This window comes from Paenibacillus chondroitinus NBRC 15376, from assembly GCF_004000765.1.
In the GTDB taxonomy this organism is placed as follows: Bacteria; Bacillota; Bacilli; order Paenibacillales; family NBRC-103111; genus Paenibacillus_E; species Paenibacillus_E chondroitinus.
The window spans coordinates 19,749-36,115 of sequence record NZ_BILW01000001.1 but is presented as its reverse complement, the minus strand read 5'-3'; the positions used below and the strand labels follow the sequence as shown (position 1 = coordinate 36,115).

At 45.1% G+C, this 16,367-nt stretch carries 17 protein-coding genes; all 17 read right to left on the bottom strand.

Annotated elements, in window-relative coordinates:
• Window positions 1–13 precede the first annotated feature (13 nt).
• The 17 genes from PCH02S_RS00185 to PCH02S_RS00105 all read right to left on the bottom strand — a co-directional run bounded on the left by PCH02S_RS00185 (window position 14) and on the right by PCH02S_RS00105 (window position 16,323).
• Window positions 14–1,207, bottom strand: a complete 1,194-nt coding sequence (locus tag PCH02S_RS00185) for an MFS transporter (protein WP_127448964.1) — start codon at window positions 1,205–1,207, stop codon at window positions 14–16.
• Between the two features lie 48 nt (window positions 1,208–1,255).
• Complete coding sequence (locus PCH02S_RS00180; RefSeq protein WP_127448963.1) at window positions 1,256–2,062, bottom strand: carbohydrate ABC transporter permease; 807 nt, start codon at window positions 2,060–2,062, stop codon at window positions 1,256–1,258.
• Between the two features lie 30 nt (window positions 2,063–2,092).
• Window positions 2,093–2,959 (bottom strand): carbohydrate ABC transporter permease, encoded by an 867-nt coding sequence (locus PCH02S_RS00175; RefSeq protein ID WP_127448962.1) that lies wholly within the window; start codon window positions 2,957–2,959, stop codon window positions 2,093–2,095.
• Window positions 2,959–4,326: an extracellular solute-binding protein gene (locus PCH02S_RS00170; protein ID WP_127448961.1), complete on the bottom strand. Its 1,368-nt coding sequence runs from the start codon at window positions 4,324–4,326 to the stop codon at window positions 2,959–2,961. The genes PCH02S_RS00175 and PCH02S_RS00170 overlap by 1 nt, the downstream gene beginning before the upstream one ends.
• On the bottom strand, window positions 4,323–5,264 hold the full coding sequence (locus PCH02S_RS00165) for an amidohydrolase family protein (protein WP_127448960.1): 942 nt from the start codon (window positions 5,262–5,264) through the stop codon (window positions 4,323–4,325). The genes PCH02S_RS00170 and PCH02S_RS00165 overlap by 4 nt, the downstream gene beginning before the upstream one ends.
• Window positions 5,265–5,378: 114 nt before the next feature.
• Window positions 5,379–6,884 (bottom strand): argininosuccinate lyase, encoded by a 1,506-nt coding sequence (argH, locus tag PCH02S_RS00160; RefSeq protein ID WP_407670006.1) that lies wholly within the window; start codon window positions 6,882–6,884, stop codon window positions 5,379–5,381.
• Window positions 6,885–6,992: 108 nt separating this feature from the next.
• Window positions 6,993–7,613, bottom strand: coding sequence for a thioredoxin family protein (locus tag PCH02S_RS00155; RefSeq protein ID WP_164819371.1), 621 nt, complete (start codon window positions 7,611–7,613; stop codon window positions 6,993–6,995).
• A 186-nt stretch (window positions 7,614–7,799) separates the two neighbouring features.
• Window positions 7,800–9,014 (bottom strand): M24 family metallopeptidase, encoded by a 1,215-nt coding sequence (locus PCH02S_RS00150; RefSeq protein ID WP_246068873.1) that lies wholly within the window; start codon window positions 9,012–9,014, stop codon window positions 7,800–7,802.
• 42 nt (window positions 9,015–9,056) lie between these two features.
• Complete coding sequence (locus tag PCH02S_RS00145) at window positions 9,057–9,803, bottom strand: amino acid ABC transporter ATP-binding protein (protein ID WP_127448957.1); 747 nt, start codon at window positions 9,801–9,803, stop codon at window positions 9,057–9,059.
• Between the two features lie 13 nt (window positions 9,804–9,816).
• Window positions 9,817–10,461 (bottom strand): amino acid ABC transporter permease, encoded by a 645-nt coding sequence (locus PCH02S_RS00140; RefSeq protein ID WP_127448956.1) that lies wholly within the window; start codon window positions 10,459–10,461, stop codon window positions 9,817–9,819.
• Between the two features lie 26 nt (window positions 10,462–10,487).
• A complete protein-coding gene (locus PCH02S_RS00135; protein ID WP_127448955.1) occupies window positions 10,488–11,351 on the bottom strand; it encodes a transporter substrate-binding domain-containing protein in 864 nt (287 codons plus the stop codon).
• Window positions 11,352–11,428: 77 nt separating this feature from the next.
• Entirely contained in the window at window positions 11,429–12,088 is a 660-nt protein-coding gene (locus tag PCH02S_RS00130) for a methionine ABC transporter permease (RefSeq protein WP_127448954.1), read from the bottom strand.
• Entirely contained in the window at window positions 12,078–13,106 is a 1,029-nt protein-coding gene (locus PCH02S_RS00125; RefSeq protein WP_127448953.1) for a methionine ABC transporter ATP-binding protein, read from the bottom strand. The genes PCH02S_RS00130 and PCH02S_RS00125 overlap by 11 nt, the downstream gene beginning before the upstream one ends.
• An 86-nt stretch (window positions 13,107–13,192) precedes the next feature.
• A complete protein-coding gene (locus PCH02S_RS00120) occupies window positions 13,193–14,071 on the bottom strand; it encodes a MetQ/NlpA family ABC transporter substrate-binding protein (RefSeq protein ID WP_127448952.1) in 879 nt (292 codons plus the stop codon).
• A 70-nt stretch (window positions 14,072–14,141) separates the two neighbouring features.
• The gene (locus tag PCH02S_RS00115) at window positions 14,142–14,363 is read right to left on the bottom strand and encodes a hypothetical protein (RefSeq protein ID WP_127448951.1); all 222 of its coding nucleotides are present in this window, start codon (window positions 14,361–14,363) and stop codon (window positions 14,142–14,144) included.
• Window positions 14,364–14,696: 333 nt separating this feature from the next.
• A complete protein-coding gene (locus tag PCH02S_RS00110; protein WP_127448950.1) occupies window positions 14,697–15,239 on the bottom strand; it encodes an OsmC family protein in 543 nt (180 codons plus the stop codon).
• Window positions 15,240–15,360: 121 nt separating this feature from the next.
• On the bottom strand, window positions 15,361–16,323 hold the full coding sequence (locus tag PCH02S_RS00105; RefSeq protein WP_127448949.1) for a LysR family transcriptional regulator: 963 nt from the start codon (window positions 16,321–16,323) through the stop codon (window positions 15,361–15,363).
• Window positions 16,324–16,367 lie beyond the last annotated feature (44 nt).

Sequence of the window (16,367 nt, the reverse complement as noted above, 5' to 3'; positions counted from 1 at the left end):
TCCAGAACACTTTTTATACGAGCTGTTTCACACGTTTAGCTTCAAGCACCTTGAGCGTCAAGGCGGCTCCAATCAAGGCAACACCGGTAACGAGGAATACGAAATGGATTCCTATCCATCCACCAAGTACACCGCCAAGCAAAGGACCAGCGACAATGCCGAACTGATTTGACGATTGGTTAAGACTGATTGCCCTTCCCCGAAAATCTGCCTCACTGTATTTGATGACAAGGGAATTCAATGCGGGATAAACGGCAGCAAAAAACAGCCCATAACTGAAACGCAGTATTCCAAAGCCGACAAGATGATGAACACCAATTTGAATTATATTCCCAATCCCTCCGCCGATTAGCCCGATCAAAAGGATTTTGTCATAACCGATACGCCCTCCGATGATTCCCCATCGAGGACCCATGATGACGATGGCAATGCCTACTGCTGAAAAGACAACACCCGAGCTGAGCGTAGCGTTGTTTATACTGCCGCCAATTTGCACCACATAGATTGTGAGCAGCGGCTCCAGGATCATAACGGAAGTTGAGACTAATAAGGTTAGCCCAAATATCTGCATCAATCGCGTGTTGCCAGCAGCTTGTTTAAGATCACCGATGACACTTGGACGAGTCCCCTTATGCCGTTCATGAACTTCTTTAACACCGATCAGAACAATGAAAGCGGAAACCAACGTGATAAGACCAGATACGACGAAGCACGCCCGCAATCCCAACCAGTGACTAAGAACACCACCCGCGAGCGGCCCTAGAATTCCCCCAGCAGCAGTTGCCGTCGATATGACGCCAAGTGCGTAACCGACATGTTTCTCAGGCGTATTCGTGCCGACCAAAGCAATTGAAGCAGGACTAAAGCCCGCCATAAGTCCTTGAAAGATTCTAACAATCATGAAACTATAAGGATCATGAACGAAGTAGTTCGCGAAGTGTGCCAAAGCTAGGCCTATACCAGAACGAATGAGCATAGGTTTCTTGCCATATATATCGGCGAGCCCGCCCCAAAATGGCGCACACAAACCACTAATCAGAAAGCTGATCGAAATGGAAACGCCTGACCAAACTTCTAAACCTCTCTGAATACCTAAATCTTCTTGCAAAAAGATAGGAAAAAATGGAACTGAAAGGGTATACGCTATGTGATTAAAAAATAAGCCTAGCCATAACATATAAAGATTGCGTTTCCAATAGCGTTCCATGCTGCCACCGCTTTTCTCTGATTACCGCGCCTTGTCTTTTCTACCTCGTTATTTAAATCCTGTAAGAGCTATCCCTCGAATAATTTGTTTCTGAAAAATGAAAAAAATAACAATAAGCGGAATGACAGATAATGAAGCTCCCGTCATAATTAATACCCAGCTTGCGCTGTCTTTTAATTCACTTGAGAAATACGAGATTCCTACCGGAATCGTCAGGCGTTCCGGGGTTTGCGTAACAATTAACGGCCATATAAACGCATTCCAGCTACCAAGAAAAGACAATATACATAGCGTGGCAAGAGCAGGCTTGACAAGCGGAATGGCTATACGAAAAAGTATGTTCCACTCATTCATTCCATCAATTCTTGCAGCATCTAGTAAATCCACTGGCAAGGATTCCATGAATTGTTTCATCAGGAAGATACCAAATGCCGAGATAAGACCAGGAAATAAAATCCCTATATACGTATCTACCCAGCCCAGCTTTACGGTGAGTAAATACCAAGGAATGATGAGCATTTCGGTAGGAACCATTAATGTGCTCAGAATGGCGGCAAAAATAAGCTTCTTCCCTCTAAATGAGAACTTTGCCAAGACATACCCGATCACAGTATCAAAGAAACAGACGCTTATCGTTGTTATAATAGCTATGATAACGCTGTTCAGAATCCATTGAGAGAATGGCGTTCGGGTAAATACTTCCACATAATTAGACAATGTTGCTTGTTTCGGTAATAGGTTTAGTGTGAAAGCATCAACCGGAGATTTCAAAGATGTTGATATCATCCACACAAATGGAAAAATCATGCCCAAACTTCCGACTGCTAGCAAAATCAACCGGAACGTTCTGCTCATTGTTACACCTCCGTAATCCTGGCCGTTCCGTCAATAATCAATCTTTCTATTGAGTATCTTCATCTGCAGAAGTGACAATGACAGAATCATTGCAAATAAGATAATCGTGGCCGCCGATGCTTCCCCCATTTTAAAGTGCTTAAATGCTAAATTATAAATGTAAAGGACTAGCGAAACTGTAGAGTTCAGGGGTCCGCCGTTGGTCATGTTCAGCACTTGCGTGAACGATTGCAGAAAGCTTATCGTCGCGATCACGATGGAAAAGACGATCACGGGATTCAGCAGCGGCAGCGTGATGTGCCACAATCTTTGCCATGAATTGGCGCCATCAATGGCTGCCGCTTCTTCATAGGATTTCGGTACCGTCTCCAACCCCGTCAGAAAAATGAGCATTTGAAACCCGATATTTTGCCAAATCATAACGGCAATAATGATGTAGATTCCTTGTGATGGAGATCCAAGAAATAGCTGCGGCTCGAACCCAAGCTTAATTAGCAGAGCGTTCACAATACCGTTCTTCATTAACGTCCAACGAAATACCCAACTTACGGCCACAACGCTTGTGACGTAAGGGATAAAATAAAGGGTACGAAAGAAACCTTTTAACCGATTCAACCGCTGCAGCAAGAGTGCAATCACAAGTCCTGCCAGAAGCTGTGCAGGCACACCAACAATGACATAAATGAGCGTATTTCGGATCGACGCGATAAAGACTTCATCTTGAAATAAATGAACAAAATTGTGCAAGCCGACAAAAGGTTTCTCTTCCGAAAGCATATCCCACTCCCTGAAACTTATGTTAAACGAGTACAAGATCGGTACGATTCGAATACTTAAGAAAAAGAATAGTGGAAGTAGTAAGCAGCTGTAGATAAACAAATATTTTTGCTTTACCATTATTTTTTGTCCTGTTTGGCCCAATAATCATCAAATAGCTTTTGCGTTTTCTTCACCAGGTCATCAAAGGCTTTTTCATACGGAACTTTGTTCAATACGACTTCATCGACAGCCTGTGTGAAATAATCTCTCTCGAGTTTCTCATCCACAAAGTAATGCGCATGGGCATAACTGAGCTGGCTAATGAACGGCCCCAGTTTCTCATCCTTCGTATATTTATCTTGGAGCGCGACTTCTTTTTTGGCAGGCAGCTCGCCTACCTTTTCCGCCCATTGCTCCTGAACTTCTTTACTCGTTAGAAATTGCAAAAATGCTGTAGCAGCCTCAAGCTTCTTTCCTTGCACATTTTTAGTAATCGCATTCGCCCAGAAAGAAACCTGAGTAGCTTTATCTTTATAGGAAGGCAGTGGCGCAACAGCGTAATTAAGGTTTGGCGCATCTTTACCAATTCCACCCAGCTGGAAGGAGCCGTCAATGTTCATCGCTGCATGACCGCCTTTGAACGCCGTGATGTCATCATTGTAAAAATCTTTTGTGCCCAATTGATGAACAAGCGACAAGTCAATCAAGTATTTGAATGCCTCCAAACCTGCAGGGGATTCATTCCACAGAATATGCCGGCGGTCATCGCTGATATCTTTACCTCCCGCTTGATAAACCAATGCATCACGGAACCAGTGGTGCAGCTGCGCTCCCGGCTGCCAAGCAATGCCCTCAACAACAAATTGACCATTTTTGTCTTTTTCCGTTAATTTCTTCCCATATGTGACTAGCTCATCCCAAGTAGCAGGCGGCTTACTCGGGTCAAGTCCTGCTTTCGCATATAGATCCTTATTGTAGAACAACGCAAGTGTTCGCACCGCCGTCGGTATGGCAAAATATTTTCCATTCAGCTTCGCTGTCTCAACAAAAGGGAAAAACTCCGATTTAATTTTCTCTTCAGAAAATGCACTTTCCGGTAGGGGCTGTAAGAAGCCCGATGCGACATATTTGGGCAGCCAGCCATAATACAGATTGATGACATCCGGCCCTTTGCCGGCAGGTACCAGCGTCGCCACTTTCTCATTGTATTGATCATATGGGAATGTAGTTTGCTTCACCGTTATGTTCGGATATTTCTTTTGAAAATCGTCAATTAATTTGGTAATGAGTTCCACCTTGGCTGGGTACTGATACTGCCAGTATTCAATGGTCACTTTCTCATCATTACTAGCATTGGCTGTAGTCGCTGCTTGTGGTGCTGTCGTATTCGTTGGCACTGTAGTCGAGACTGATTTACTGTCTCCTGCCGAGCACCCGGTTAGTAGAACAATGAATCCTAAAGATGAAACAATAGCTCTTTTGGCCGTACGGTATGTGGTTGTCATAATCTTACTTCCCCTCCACTTATCAGTGAATATGTACCCACTTGCAGTAACTTCCTCGCATTATTTCCGAAAATAAGTTCAATATCCGTTTCACTGAACCGAAGATCTCTACAGACCCGGACCTGGTCCTGCAAATATCGGAATACGAAACCTCTGGGGAACGTACTCGAATCTGTGCCGAATATGATGCGCTCAGGCCCGATGAGTTCATAGGTTTTGCGAAATAACGTCTCCAGCGTCAATTCATAAGGACTCCATCGAATCCACTGATTAGATCCCGATGTGTCGATATAGACATTGGGGCAGCTCCAGCATAAATGCAGCAGTTCCTGAAAATATCCGGCTCCAAAATGCGGGATGATAAACGGGATGTCGGGATATTCTCTGGCGACGTTGAAAATGGCCAATGGGTTAATGTTCAAATGCTGCACAATTCCTCCCGTGTGACCTAATAGGCCAAAGTGGATTAAAACCGGAAGCTTTCTCTCAGCCAGAAACCGCCATACCGGAGTCAATCGGGGATCATGAAACGGAATTTCAACCAGCGGCCCAAATAATTTATAACCTTTCAAACCTAGTGTATCAACGGCTCTTTGGAGTTCTTCCGCAGCATTTGGCTCTTCAATGTTGTGATGAGCAAATCCTGTCACACGATCTGGATATTTACGAATTTGCGCAGCCAGATCATCGTTATTCCAAGCCGTTAAGAAATTAATACCGCCAATTGAATATCGATCCAATTCATCGATCCATCGGTCTATGAGCGGACGCTTGGACTCCTCTTCATTGTCTGGTTGGGATGGAAAATCCCAAGTCAAACGCATACGCTCGGATCGCAGCGCTTTGTGACGATTAATGAACTCATGGTATGAACCTAATGGCAAAGAATAAGGTAAATGAGCATGAATATCAAAAACACGAAAACCATTTTTAAACATAGCCATCTTCCTCCTAAGTCATGTCTCCTAGAATAATAAAAAAAGAGATGCGTCATCTCCTCTTGGCAGAAGAAAACTCATCTCCGGTTGTCCGGTAAATTGAATGGAACGGATCTATTTATCTTGTTTAGCCAGTTTATCGAGTACGCGTTCCACTTTCTCATGAGCATCGTGTATCGCGCTTCTTTTACTTGCGAGCCATACTTTTTCAGCATCTACTCGCTGATCTTGCCCCTTCAATGCCCGCTCCACCTCCGATGGATTCGGTCCGCCGATAATCTTTCGGACATGAATGAAATGTCTGGGATCCAATGCAAGTTTAAGCCTTTCTTCACTTATTTCCAACTTACGTCCAATAACTTCAGAAGCCGCATCGTTTAATAGCTCCAAGGAAAGATAACGTTTGGAATTTCCGAATTCCAACGCTTTTCGCACGACACTGCTAACAATGGAATGTGCGGTGCGGAACGAAAGCTGCTCCTCACGAACCAATGTATCCGCAAGCTCAGTAACCGTGGAAAAGCTCTCCTCTGCTCTGGCCTCCAGCACTTCATTATTAATCGTGAGTGTTGCAATAACATTAGCAAGCAACCGATAAATGGATTCAAGTACAGCAAGGCTTTTCCAAGCGTAGGGCTGCATATCATCTTCGGTATCAACAATATCGCCAAACGGTGTATTATGAATCATAGTCAACACGGTCTGTGTAAGGCCAACACAGCTGGACAAAAGCGAGCGCATATGCTCAATAGATACAGGATTTCGTTTCTGAGGCATAATGGAGCTAATCTGAACATAGGGAGCTGCCACCTTCAAAACGGCAAACTCCTGCGTGCTCCAAAGCAGCAATTCTTGTACAAAACGGCCCAGGTTTATTGCCGCAAGTTGAACACTCGTTGCAATTTCACCGATATAGTCCGCTCCGCTAACTGCGTCGTACGCATTTTCAATAACCTCATCAAATGCAAGTAATTCAGCCATCCGTTCCCTGTTCACAGGAAATCCGGAAGTCGTTAAAGCTGCAGCCCCCATACTGCTGCGGTTGCAATTCGCGTAGGCTAATTGAAGCCGGCGGATATCCCGGCCTAGCGAGTCAGAAACTGCTGCTATATAATGGCCTATCGTCGTAGGCTGGGCTTGCTGTGTATGCGTATAGCCAATCATAATTGTATGAACGTGAGAACGTGCAAACTGTAACAAATTCTCCTCCAGAAATAAAGCGGATGCCAGTGTATCCAAAAGTTTTTCCCTCAGTGTAATTCGATAGATCGCTACTCCCATATCATTCCGGCTTCGCCCTAGATGCAAATGACCTGCAGCTTCCCCAGCCAAAATGTGCAATTGGTGCTCGACCTCAAAAAACAAATCCTCGAACTCTCCTGTGTAAGAAGTTCCCCGCAATCGCCCAACATTCATTTCCTTTAAGGAGTCTGCAAGCGTATGGGCGTCATGATCACTTATTAAAGATTGCTCCCACAGCATAATTAAATGCGCTTTGTTAATGTCCATCATGGGACTCAACAATTCTTCCTTGGCATGGTCATAAGCTGGACTTAAGACAACCTCCGCATATGTTTTCCCTGGGAACTTATGGTCCTGATCTAATGTTGGAATAGACACTTGATGAGACATCCTCCTATTGGGCGAGTAGCTTGAACTCGGCCTGTTTATTTTGGGTGATCCTTCATCGAATAAACCGATTTTACCCTCCCGGTTGTAATTATTGAATTAGCCGAGAATGGAACGAATACTTTCAATAATAGCCGTCTTTTCTTGTTCACGAGCCTTTGGGCGTTGTTCATTTAAATAACGCAATAACGACCTTTTTACTTCTTCATTCAATTCAGAAAGTGCCTTATCTCTCCCTTCCCACTCTGGGTGAAGACTCCAAAATTCCTCCTTCCAAGTGCTGATTAGATCAGTTATTTGATCGGGGCGTTCTATGAACAAGCCCAGCTCCTCTCCGGCTCCATTAAAAAACACATAAGTTGGAATATGATTACGCCCGTCTTTGTGCAGGTAAGCGGCAGCAATATCTTGATTATCAGGGTCTCGCAGTAGAATATGTAGGTTCAGTTTACCCGTTTCGCGCTCAATCCTGGCGAATAAAGGTAAATTCGCAACAACATCTCCGCACCAATCGTGGGCTAGCACCAAGACATTTATTGGCTCTGGAAGACTTTTAAAATAAGTTAAGTCCTGTTTGCTCAATGTATACTGCTCGAAATTCACCTGAAACCTTTCAACATTTACCTTGGCGCTGTCTATAAATTGCTGGTAAGTTAATGCTTCCTGAAAAGCTCGATCTCTTCTTGTCTGTGAAATTCTTTCTGTATTTTGAGTGCTCATACCCGTCATTCCTCCATAAAAGTTTTTCATTCCACACTATTAGTAGACGAAAAAAAGCATGGATTTAGCATCCATGCTTCCGGTTTTCCGGTCAGTCTTAGATTGTTATATTCCTATAAGTTTACTCGGTATTTACACAATAGCACCAACAACCAAAATTTGTCAATGAAAAGATCAGCTCCCTTCTTACAAAGAAACGAGCTCTCGGGAAAGCTGATTCAAACGTTCACAACCATTCGTTGTGACCAACACCATATCCTCGATCATCATCGCACCAATGCCGTAACCGTAATAAGGCGTTTCAAGACAAATGACCATTCCAGGCTGAAACAATGTCTTTTCTGATGGGCCTAGGAAAGGCGGCTCCTCGGCTGCGAGGCTTAAACCTGCGCTATGCCCAAGGTGCCCGCGATTGTAATTCGGAAGCCCCGAGCGCCGGATCACTCCCATCGCATCCTCGAATACTGCCTGCATCGAGATGCCCGGTGTTATGATCTCCAAAAGGCGGTCGTGACCAGCCTTCAATGCGCTGTAGACCCGCGATATCGTTTCCGAGGGATTGCCGAGAACGAAGGTCCGCGCAATATCGGACCCGTAGCCGTTCACATCCACGCCAACATCAAATTTGATGACATCCCCTGTTTTCGCAGGGTAGGTATCAAAGCGATGAGCAGGTGCAAATGAAGCACCCACCGAGATCATATCGAAACGTGCGGATAAGCCCTTCACGTCTTTCATCAAAGACAGGCGAAACTCATGCACGATGTCTTGCGCTGTGCTGCCTTGGCGAATGCTTTGAATCGCATCCGTTATACCGGCTTCCGCATAGGCGCACGCGGCACGAAGCTGCTCGATCTCCCACGTTGTTTTGATCATGCGCAGCGCTGTGAACAGACCTTGTGCCTCCACCAGCTCCGCTTCTGGTACCGCCTGATGCAGCGTTGCCACCGATGAATGCCGCATGTTGTTCAGTTCGACAGCAATTCTGCCGGCCTGGCAGCCATATTCCGCTAGCGTCTTCTGGAGCAGACCGAACATTTCCTGCGCCTGATGACCTGTTGGTCGTTTGCCTTCATACTTGCCGCCTCTCAAACCGAGCGGATCATCAACATCTACCCAAGTCGGATAAGTTCGCAGCTCACAATTCGGCAAATCGCTGGATACGCCAGCCGCTTCAAAGTCATTCATAATTATGACTGTCTTGGAACTGGGGTCGCGGAATAGGACAGCTAAAGCGACTTCGCTCATCCGCAATGTATACATAAATGTGCTTTCATGCCCGCAAAGATAATAGAAATTTTCATAAGACGATGCCACAAGCGCATCCAGGTTCTTTTCCTCCATCAGTACTCGTGCTCTTGCCGCAATCGTGTTTAAATGATGCTCATCGGGATGGGACACTGTATTTTTCTCCTCTCCTTCAGCTTACGTGAGGCGATATGCCTACAAATCCCCTAACTGTCTTAGAAATCTACGAGCACGTTCTGTCTGCGGCTGCACGAAAAATTGACTCGGACTCCCCTCTTCTTGAATGGCACCATCGCTCATAAAAATGACTCGATTTGCAACTTCGCTCGCAAACTTCATTTCGTGAGTGACAACGATCATCGTCATTCCATCAAGTGCAAGCTCCTTCATAACCTGAAGCACCTCACTGGTCAGTTCTGGGTCCAATGCCGAGGTCGGCTCATCGAAAAGCATCACTTTCGGCTGCATCGCCAACGAGCGTGCAATCGCTACTCGTTGCTGTTGACCGCCCGAAAGGCGGGAAGGATATTCGTGCTTTTTCTCCAGTAGACCGACTTTTACGAGTAATCTTTCTGCCAGCTCTGCCGCTTGCTTAGCGCTTAAATTTTTAACCAGCATAGGCGCCATCGTAATATTTTCAAGCACTGTCATATGGGAAAACAAATGAAAAGATTGAAAGACCATCCCGCTCATTAATCGAATTCGTCGAATGGCTTCCCGCTTCGCGGATTTGGTCATGTTAGCGTTCCATGTGACATCATCCATGCGTATTGTCCCGGAATCCGGCTCTTCCAGCCCATTGAGGCAGCGCAGCAGCGTGCTCTTCCCCGAACCGCTTGGTCCAAGCAGCACGACGATTTCTTTGGCCTTCATTTTAAACTCGATCTGTTGCAGCACTTGCAAGTCATTAAAACTCTTCGAAAGCTGATTCACTTCAATCATACGGTTCACACCTTCAATAAGCCTTAGATAAATTCTTTTCAATCCTCGTCAGCAGATGGGAAAACAGCAAGCTCATGATCCAGTACATAATAGCAATAGCTATGTAAAATGGCATGGCGATATAATACTGTGCGATCAAAAGCTGAGCTGTGCGGAGCAGCTCTGTCACGGTAACAATGGAAACGAGCGATGTTTCCTTGAGCATCCCGATAAAAGTGTTGCCCATCGGCGGTATCGCTACGCGCGCGGCCTGTGGCAGTACAACCTTATAAGTCGTTTGCCAAGGAGTAAGACCTAGTGACATCGCAGCTTCCGTCTGCCCTTTGCTGACAGATAGAATGGCACCGCGGAAGGTCTCCGATAAAAAAGCGCCAATATTAAGGCTGAGTGAAAGAAAAGCGGCTGTAAGGGGACCCAAACGTATGCCGTAATCCGGTAAGCCGTAGTAGATGATGAAAATTTGGACGAGAATTGGCGTTCCCCGAAAAACAGAAACATAAAACATCGCGATATTCCTCACAACGATGTTTCCTTTTAGGCGGGCAAACGCCAAAACCAGAGCAAGAATGAAGCCGAAAAACATCGACACCACGGTGATTAACAGCGTGTAATACGCACCCTTCAATAGAAAGTCGAGATTTTGCCAAACAAGCTCCATACATGCCTCCTCCTACGCACTGATGCTCAGATGTTAGGATCGACTTTGAACCATTTTTGGAAGATTTGTTTAAATGTTCCGTCTGATTTCATTTCGGCCAATGCATTATTCAACGCGCTTAAGAGTTCAGCGTTATTTTTACGAATCGCGATACCGGCAAAGTCATCTTTTACTGAAGCACCTACAGTTTTAATCTGAAAATGGTTCTTTTCAACCAACGGTTGAATGGCAAAAATATTGTTGATTGTGGCATCGATTCTCCCCGCATTCAAATCCGTAAGCGATGTAATCACATCGTTATAGGTCACGATATCAAAGGTACCGACCTTCGGCAGCACTTCGTTGCGTAAATAAGTCTCATCATTTGTTCCAAGACCAACCCCGATTTTTTTCCCTTTAAAATCTTCAATCCCCTTCACAGAGGTATTCTCATTTTTAACGATGACACTCACGCTGTTTTTTATATAGGGTGAAGAGAAATCCATCGTTTTCTTGCGGTCGTCCGTAATGGTAACTTGGCTGACAAGGGCGTCATACTTTTTTGTTTGCAGCCCTTCGATTAATCCTGAAAACTCACCCGTAATGAATTCTGCTTGAACACCGATCCGCTTGGCAACTTCCTTGGCAACATCGGCATCGAATCCGTCCACTTCATGTTTATCATTGAGAAAATTGTAGGGTGCATACGTCCCCATCAAGCCAATTCTGATTTTGCCTGACTTCTTAATTGATGCCAACAAATCCTCAGAGGCCGCATTGGTGCTCTTCGGTGTTGCGGAAGCTGTTCCTTGCGTATTATTCCCTGATTTACTGGAGCAACCAACAACCGCTGCAGTTATCACACTTATAATTGAGATCCCTTTTATTAATTGCTTGACTGTGACTGACATGTTCTGTCCTCCTTGAGAAAGTAAACGCGAATTAACTACACCTAAGGTTTCCCAATTTCTCCAAATCATACGCAAGTTTACTTCCTCAAACTCTTCGATATCCAATTTCCTAGGGATTGCACGATCTGAACAATCAGAACAAGCAAAAGCACAGAGGTATACATCACATCAGGCTCCCACCGCTGATATCCGAACCTTATCGCTACATCCCCTAAACCTCCGGCCCCCATAACACCAGCCATTGCCGATGCCCCAACCAACCCAATTGTAGCAATTGCAAGTCCGAGAATCACAGCTGGCCGTGCCTCTCTCAATATGACTCGGATAATAATCTGCCGTTTGGAAGCGCCCATAGCCTGATAAGCCTCAATGACACCGTGGTCGACCTCCAACAGCGCCGTTTCCATCAAACGTGAGATATAAGGGGCCGTGTAAAAAACAAGAGGCACAATAGCTCCTTTTACACCGATAGTCGTACCAACAAGCCATTTCGTTAAGGGAATAATAGCAACCATAATAATGATAAAAGGTATAGAGCGAATAATATTAATAATCGTGTTCAAGATATGATAGACAACTGGATTTGCATAAAGATGGCCTGGTCTAAGCACAACTAACAGTACCCCTAACAAGAGTCCAATCACGCTTGAATAAACGATTGAATATCCGACCATGACAGCTGTTTCGTTCAGAGACTTCACATAGAGATCAGCATCCTCGATTAATTTATTCAACATCCTGTATCACCTCAATCTTTAAGTTCTGCTCCTTCAGGAAACGTATGCCATTCTCGATAATTACGCGATCGCCAGTTATATGTAAAACAAGCATTCCAAAAATACTCTCTTTGATTTGAGTAATATTCCCATAAATAATGCTGGGTCGTAGACCGTATTTTGCGGTTAAGTCGGCCAGTACAGGCTCTGTGACAGATTCACCAATGAATGAAGCACGGAGCAAGAGGCTTGTTTTCCCAGAGTTTCGTAACTTAGACAATAATAATTCCGGGATTTCCATATCAAAAACGCCTTGGATAAACTTACGCGAGGTATTCGTTTGGGGGGAGTAAAACAGATCGATAACCGAACCTTGTTCGACAATACGGCCATTGTCCATGACAGCAACCCGATCGCAGATTTTCTTGATGACATGCATCTCATGCGTGATAAGGACTATCGTTATCTCGTATTTACGGTTAATATCCAGTAGCAAATCTAAGATAGATTCCGTAGTTTGAGGATCTAATGCCGAAGTAGCCTCATCGCATAACAAAATCTCCGGATCGTTTGCCAAGGCTCTGGCAATGGCAACACGCTGTTTCTGCCCTCCCGAAAGCTGGCGTGGATACGATTTTTCTTTGTCCTCTAGTCCCACCAACTCAAGCAATTCTCTTACCTTGGCGTCGATCATCTTTCTTGGAACCTTTGCCAACTGCAGCGGTGCGGCTACGTTCTGATAAACAGTTCCTGAAGACAGCAGGTTAAAATGCTGAAAGATCATCCCTATCTTTCTTCTCATCATCCTTAGATCATTTTCGTTTAATTGCGACATCTCCACGCCGTTGATCTGGATACTGCCGGAGGTCGGCTTTTCCAAATAATTGATACAGCGCAAGAGCGAGCTTTTGCCAGCCCCACTGTAGCCGATTACACCGAATATTTCGCCTTTATGGATTTGAATGTTGGCTTGTTTAACCGCTTCTACCCGCACTCCTTTTTGTTCAAATGTTTTACTGACATTCCTCAACTCGATCAAGCTGTACATCTCCTCTCCGTTCAAGTGCAAAGCAAGAGGCCTCTTTCGATTGGAAAGAGACCTCTATTTTTCCATTCCGCATATATTTACCAAGAAGGTACGATGTAGCTACCGTACTTGTCTTCAACAAGTTTTTTCACTTCATCCGAATGATAAGCTTTAATTAATCGTTGAAACACCGGTTTATCTTTATCTGCTGTGCGCACAGCTATCAGGTTTACCCAAGGTGAATCTTTAGGTTCGATAAAAATGGCATCCTTAGTAGGCACGAACCCGTTATCCACTGCATAGTTCGTATTAATGACTGCTGCGGTAAGATCCGGCAGTGCTTTCGGGATAAAAGGAGCTTCCAATTCCTTGAACTTAAGTTTCTTAGGGTTTTCTACGATATCACGAACTGTAGCTTTGACGCCTACGCCTTCCTTCAGCTTGATCAAGCCTGCCCGTTCAAATAAAATTAATGCTCTTGCCCCGTTGGACGGATCATTTGGCAGCCCCAGTTCATCGCCTTCTTTGATCTCAGAAACGTTTTTAATTTTCTTTGAATAAAGCCCTATGGGAAAATTCAACGTATTCGCCAGTTTAACGATATCCAGCTTGTTATCTGCCTTGAACTGATTAAGATATGGCTCATGCTGGAAAGCATTGGCATCCAATTGGCCATCCGCCAGCACTTTATTCGGCTGAATGTAGTCGTTGAACGTTACAATTTCGATTTCCAGATTGTCCTTCGCAGCTACTTCTTTAACCTTCTTCCAAATTTCTTCCTCCACGCCTGCGGAAATGCCGACCTTCAACTTGGCTTTTTCATTTGCTGGACTGGCTGAAGGTGAAGGAGCAGCAGTAGTACTTGCTGCCGTTGCAGCTGGGCTTGCAGCAGGTTTCGTATCCGACGGTTTTGCGCATCCCGTTACCGACAAAATAAAAATCATAGATAGGATAGATAATAAATGCGATCTTTTCATGCTTTTGCCCACTCCCGTATTCTCTAGTATTTGTTTCAGAAAGCTATAGTCGAATCTCTACTTTTTGCGTTTAGAAAATAGGGATCCTGTATTTATTTCCTTCGCTTGCGTACAGTATGGCCTCCGAATTATATAAATCAATATACAAAGGAGACTCCTTAAAGGATGCCAATGTAAGTTTATTTAACCTTAATGCAGATAAGAGAGCCGGAATCAGCTTTTGTGTGGTGCCGATCAAATAAACGGGTACAGGGACTTCATTGTATGAAATTTTGACTTGCTTTGTGGTCATAATCACTCCTCCTTTCTCCAAAATATTGAACGAAAAAAAGCATGGATATAGCACCCATGCTTCCGGTTTTCCGGTCAGTATTAGATATTCTTAAATTCCTATGAGATTACTTGGTATTTGTATAATAGCATCATGAGACAAAATCTGTCAACCTAGAAATCTTGCAACATGATAAACGGGACAAATAGCGGCCCACAGTTCCTCTCCGCGCAAAAAAAAGCCTCTATCGCAGAATTAGCGCCCTGTACTTCCCTGCCTGGGAGCAACCTGGCTCAAGCGAAGCAAAAATAAGACGCTCGGGAAAACCTCGAGCGTCTTAAGCATGAAACTATGTTAAGCTTCCTGAACAACTTGAACCGTTTTGTGAACGACTTCGCCTTGAATCTCCTGCGGGTTCTTCAGCAGGTTATAAATTGGGCATACCCGCTCAATAGCTTCATGAAGGGCGGCGATCGTCTCCGACGATTCGTTAGAGGTGATGTAGAGCTTATATTGAATATTATGCGGATAAATAGGAACATCCTCATATCCTGGCTTGCCGGCCAGCGGATGCTGCTCCCCGGTCACTTCCACCTCGAGGGATTCGAGCGTAACACCACGCTCTGACGCTTGGATCAGCGCAATATGCGTAATGCAGCTGCTAAGGACGCCAAGCTGTAGCTCCGGTGAGCTTGGTCCGAGATTATAGCCGGCGAAATTTTCCGGGCTGTCGCTAATGATTTGGAAATCGCGAATGCGGATTTCGCGTATGCCGCTGCGACCGGCTGCGCGGGCTTGTGCTTTTAACACATTCGGCTTCGGATCTTGCGCCGCTTTCTCACGCAGAGCAGCACCTGCCGCTTTTTTCTGAATCAGATACTCGTTTAATGTTGACATATGAACACACTCCCATTTTATAATTAAATACTTTTCTTACCCGTTTAATCGGATTTGATATTAACAATATATCACGTGGATTCCGGTCTGGAACAATACTCATTATTCATCCATCAATAACCTAACAGAATGGCAAGCGCAAGCTTGTCAAAGGTTCACTTGTCGCCGGATAAACCTCTCTCCGTGGAATCAGCGGCAGCACGTGTTTTCGTTCATTAATTTTCCTTTGTAAAAAATCGATGAAAGCAGCGCAAGCTTGAGGCAGCTGATAATTCCGCCTATACCCTATACCAAGCTGCACGGGAACGGGTGGAGAGAGCGGTACAGTCCGAAGCCCTTCATCCGTACTGGATGTCGTTCGCAGCAATATGCTTGCCCCCATTCCTTCGGCGACTAAAGAGCGGAGCAAAGCGAACTGATTCGTTGTAAAAGCAATGTTTGGTGCGATACCTGACTCTTGGCTGGCTTCTAAGAAAATGTTGAGCTGCAGCTCATCCTCCTTGAACAAAATCAACGGTTCCTCCAGCAATTTCTCCATCGTCACCGATCTTCTGTTGGAAAGCGGATGATCTTCAGCAACACAAGCAACTGCTTCGTCGGTCAACAGCGGAACGACCATGAGCTCAGCATCTTCATTCGAACCAAGCAGGATACCGAAATCGATCTCTTTACATGCAATGAGATGGCGAATATGGTCGTTCCCTTCCTCGATGACCGTAATAGCGAGCTTGGGATGCAGCTTTTTGAATTCCTTTAACAATGGAGCAAATGAGCTGCTCCCGATGATGGAAGGAAGGCCTATCCGAATCTCCCCGCGCTCAAGTCTGCGTAACTCCTCCATCTCCCGGCGAGCTTCGTCGAATTGGCCTAGAATCGACTGAGCGTAAGCGAGCAGCACATTCCCTTCTGAAGTCAGCACAACACTTTTGTCCGACCTATCAAACAGCTTCAGCTGCAGCTCCTCCTCCAGCTTTTGAATCGCTTTGCTTATGGCAGGCTGAGCCACCAGCAGCTTCTCCGCCGCCTTCGTGAAGCTGCATGATGCAGCAACCTCTACGAAGTATTGCAGCTTCCGACTATCCATCGTTACACTCCTCCCCTAGACAAAAAAAGACATAACACAGCCGT

What these genes read in the sequence shown, in the direction of transcription:
- PCH02S_RS00180 (WP_127448963.1), bottom strand. Translation starts at nt 2,062, where the DNA reads ATGAGCAGAACGTTCCGGTTGATTTTGCTAGCAGTCGGAAGTTTGGGC.
- PCH02S_RS00120 (WP_127448952.1), bottom strand. Translation starts at nt 14,071, where the DNA reads ATGAAAAGATCGCATTTATTATCTATCCTATCTATGATTTTTATTTTG.
- PCH02S_RS00115 (WP_127448951.1), bottom strand. Translation starts at nt 14,363, where the DNA reads ATGACCACAAAGCAAGTCAAAATTTCATACAATGAAGTCCCTGTACCC.
- PCH02S_RS00135 (WP_127448955.1), bottom strand. Translation starts at nt 11,351, where the DNA reads ATGTCAGTCACAGTCAAGCAATTAATAAAAGGGATCTCAATTATAAGT.
- PCH02S_RS00165 (WP_127448960.1), bottom strand. Translation starts at nt 5,264, where the DNA reads ATGTTTAAAAATGGTTTTCGTGTTTTTGATATTCATGCTCATTTACCT.
- PCH02S_RS00175 (WP_127448962.1), bottom strand. Translation starts at nt 2,959, where the DNA reads ATGGTAAAGCAAAAATATTTGTTTATCTACAGCTGCTTACTACTTCCA.
- PCH02S_RS00110 (WP_127448950.1), bottom strand. Translation starts at nt 15,239, where the DNA reads ATGTCAACATTAAACGAGTATCTGATTCAGAAAAAAGCGGCAGGTGCT.
- PCH02S_RS00105 (WP_127448949.1), bottom strand. Translation starts at nt 16,323, where the DNA reads ATGGATAGTCGGAAGCTGCAATACTTCGTAGAGGTTGCTGCATCATGC.
- PCH02S_RS00140 (WP_127448956.1), bottom strand. Translation starts at nt 10,461, where the DNA reads ATGGAGCTTGTTTGGCAAAATCTCGACTTTCTATTGAAGGGTGCGTAT.
- PCH02S_RS00130 (WP_127448954.1), bottom strand. Translation starts at nt 12,088, where the DNA reads ATGTTGAATAAATTAATCGAGGATGCTGATCTCTATGTGAAGTCTCTG.
- PCH02S_RS00155 (WP_164819371.1), bottom strand. Translation starts at nt 7,613, where the DNA reads ATGAGCACTCAAAATACAGAAAGAATTTCACAGACAAGAAGAGATCGA.
- PCH02S_RS00185 (WP_127448964.1), bottom strand. Translation starts at nt 1,207, where the DNA reads ATGGAACGCTATTGGAAACGCAATCTTTATATGTTATGGCTAGGCTTA.
- PCH02S_RS00145 (WP_127448957.1), bottom strand. Translation starts at nt 9,803, where the DNA reads ATGATTGAAGTGAATCAGCTTTCGAAGAGTTTTAATGACTTGCAAGTG.
- PCH02S_RS00170 (WP_127448961.1), bottom strand. Translation starts at nt 4,326, where the DNA reads ATGACAACCACATACCGTACGGCCAAAAGAGCTATTGTTTCATCTTTA.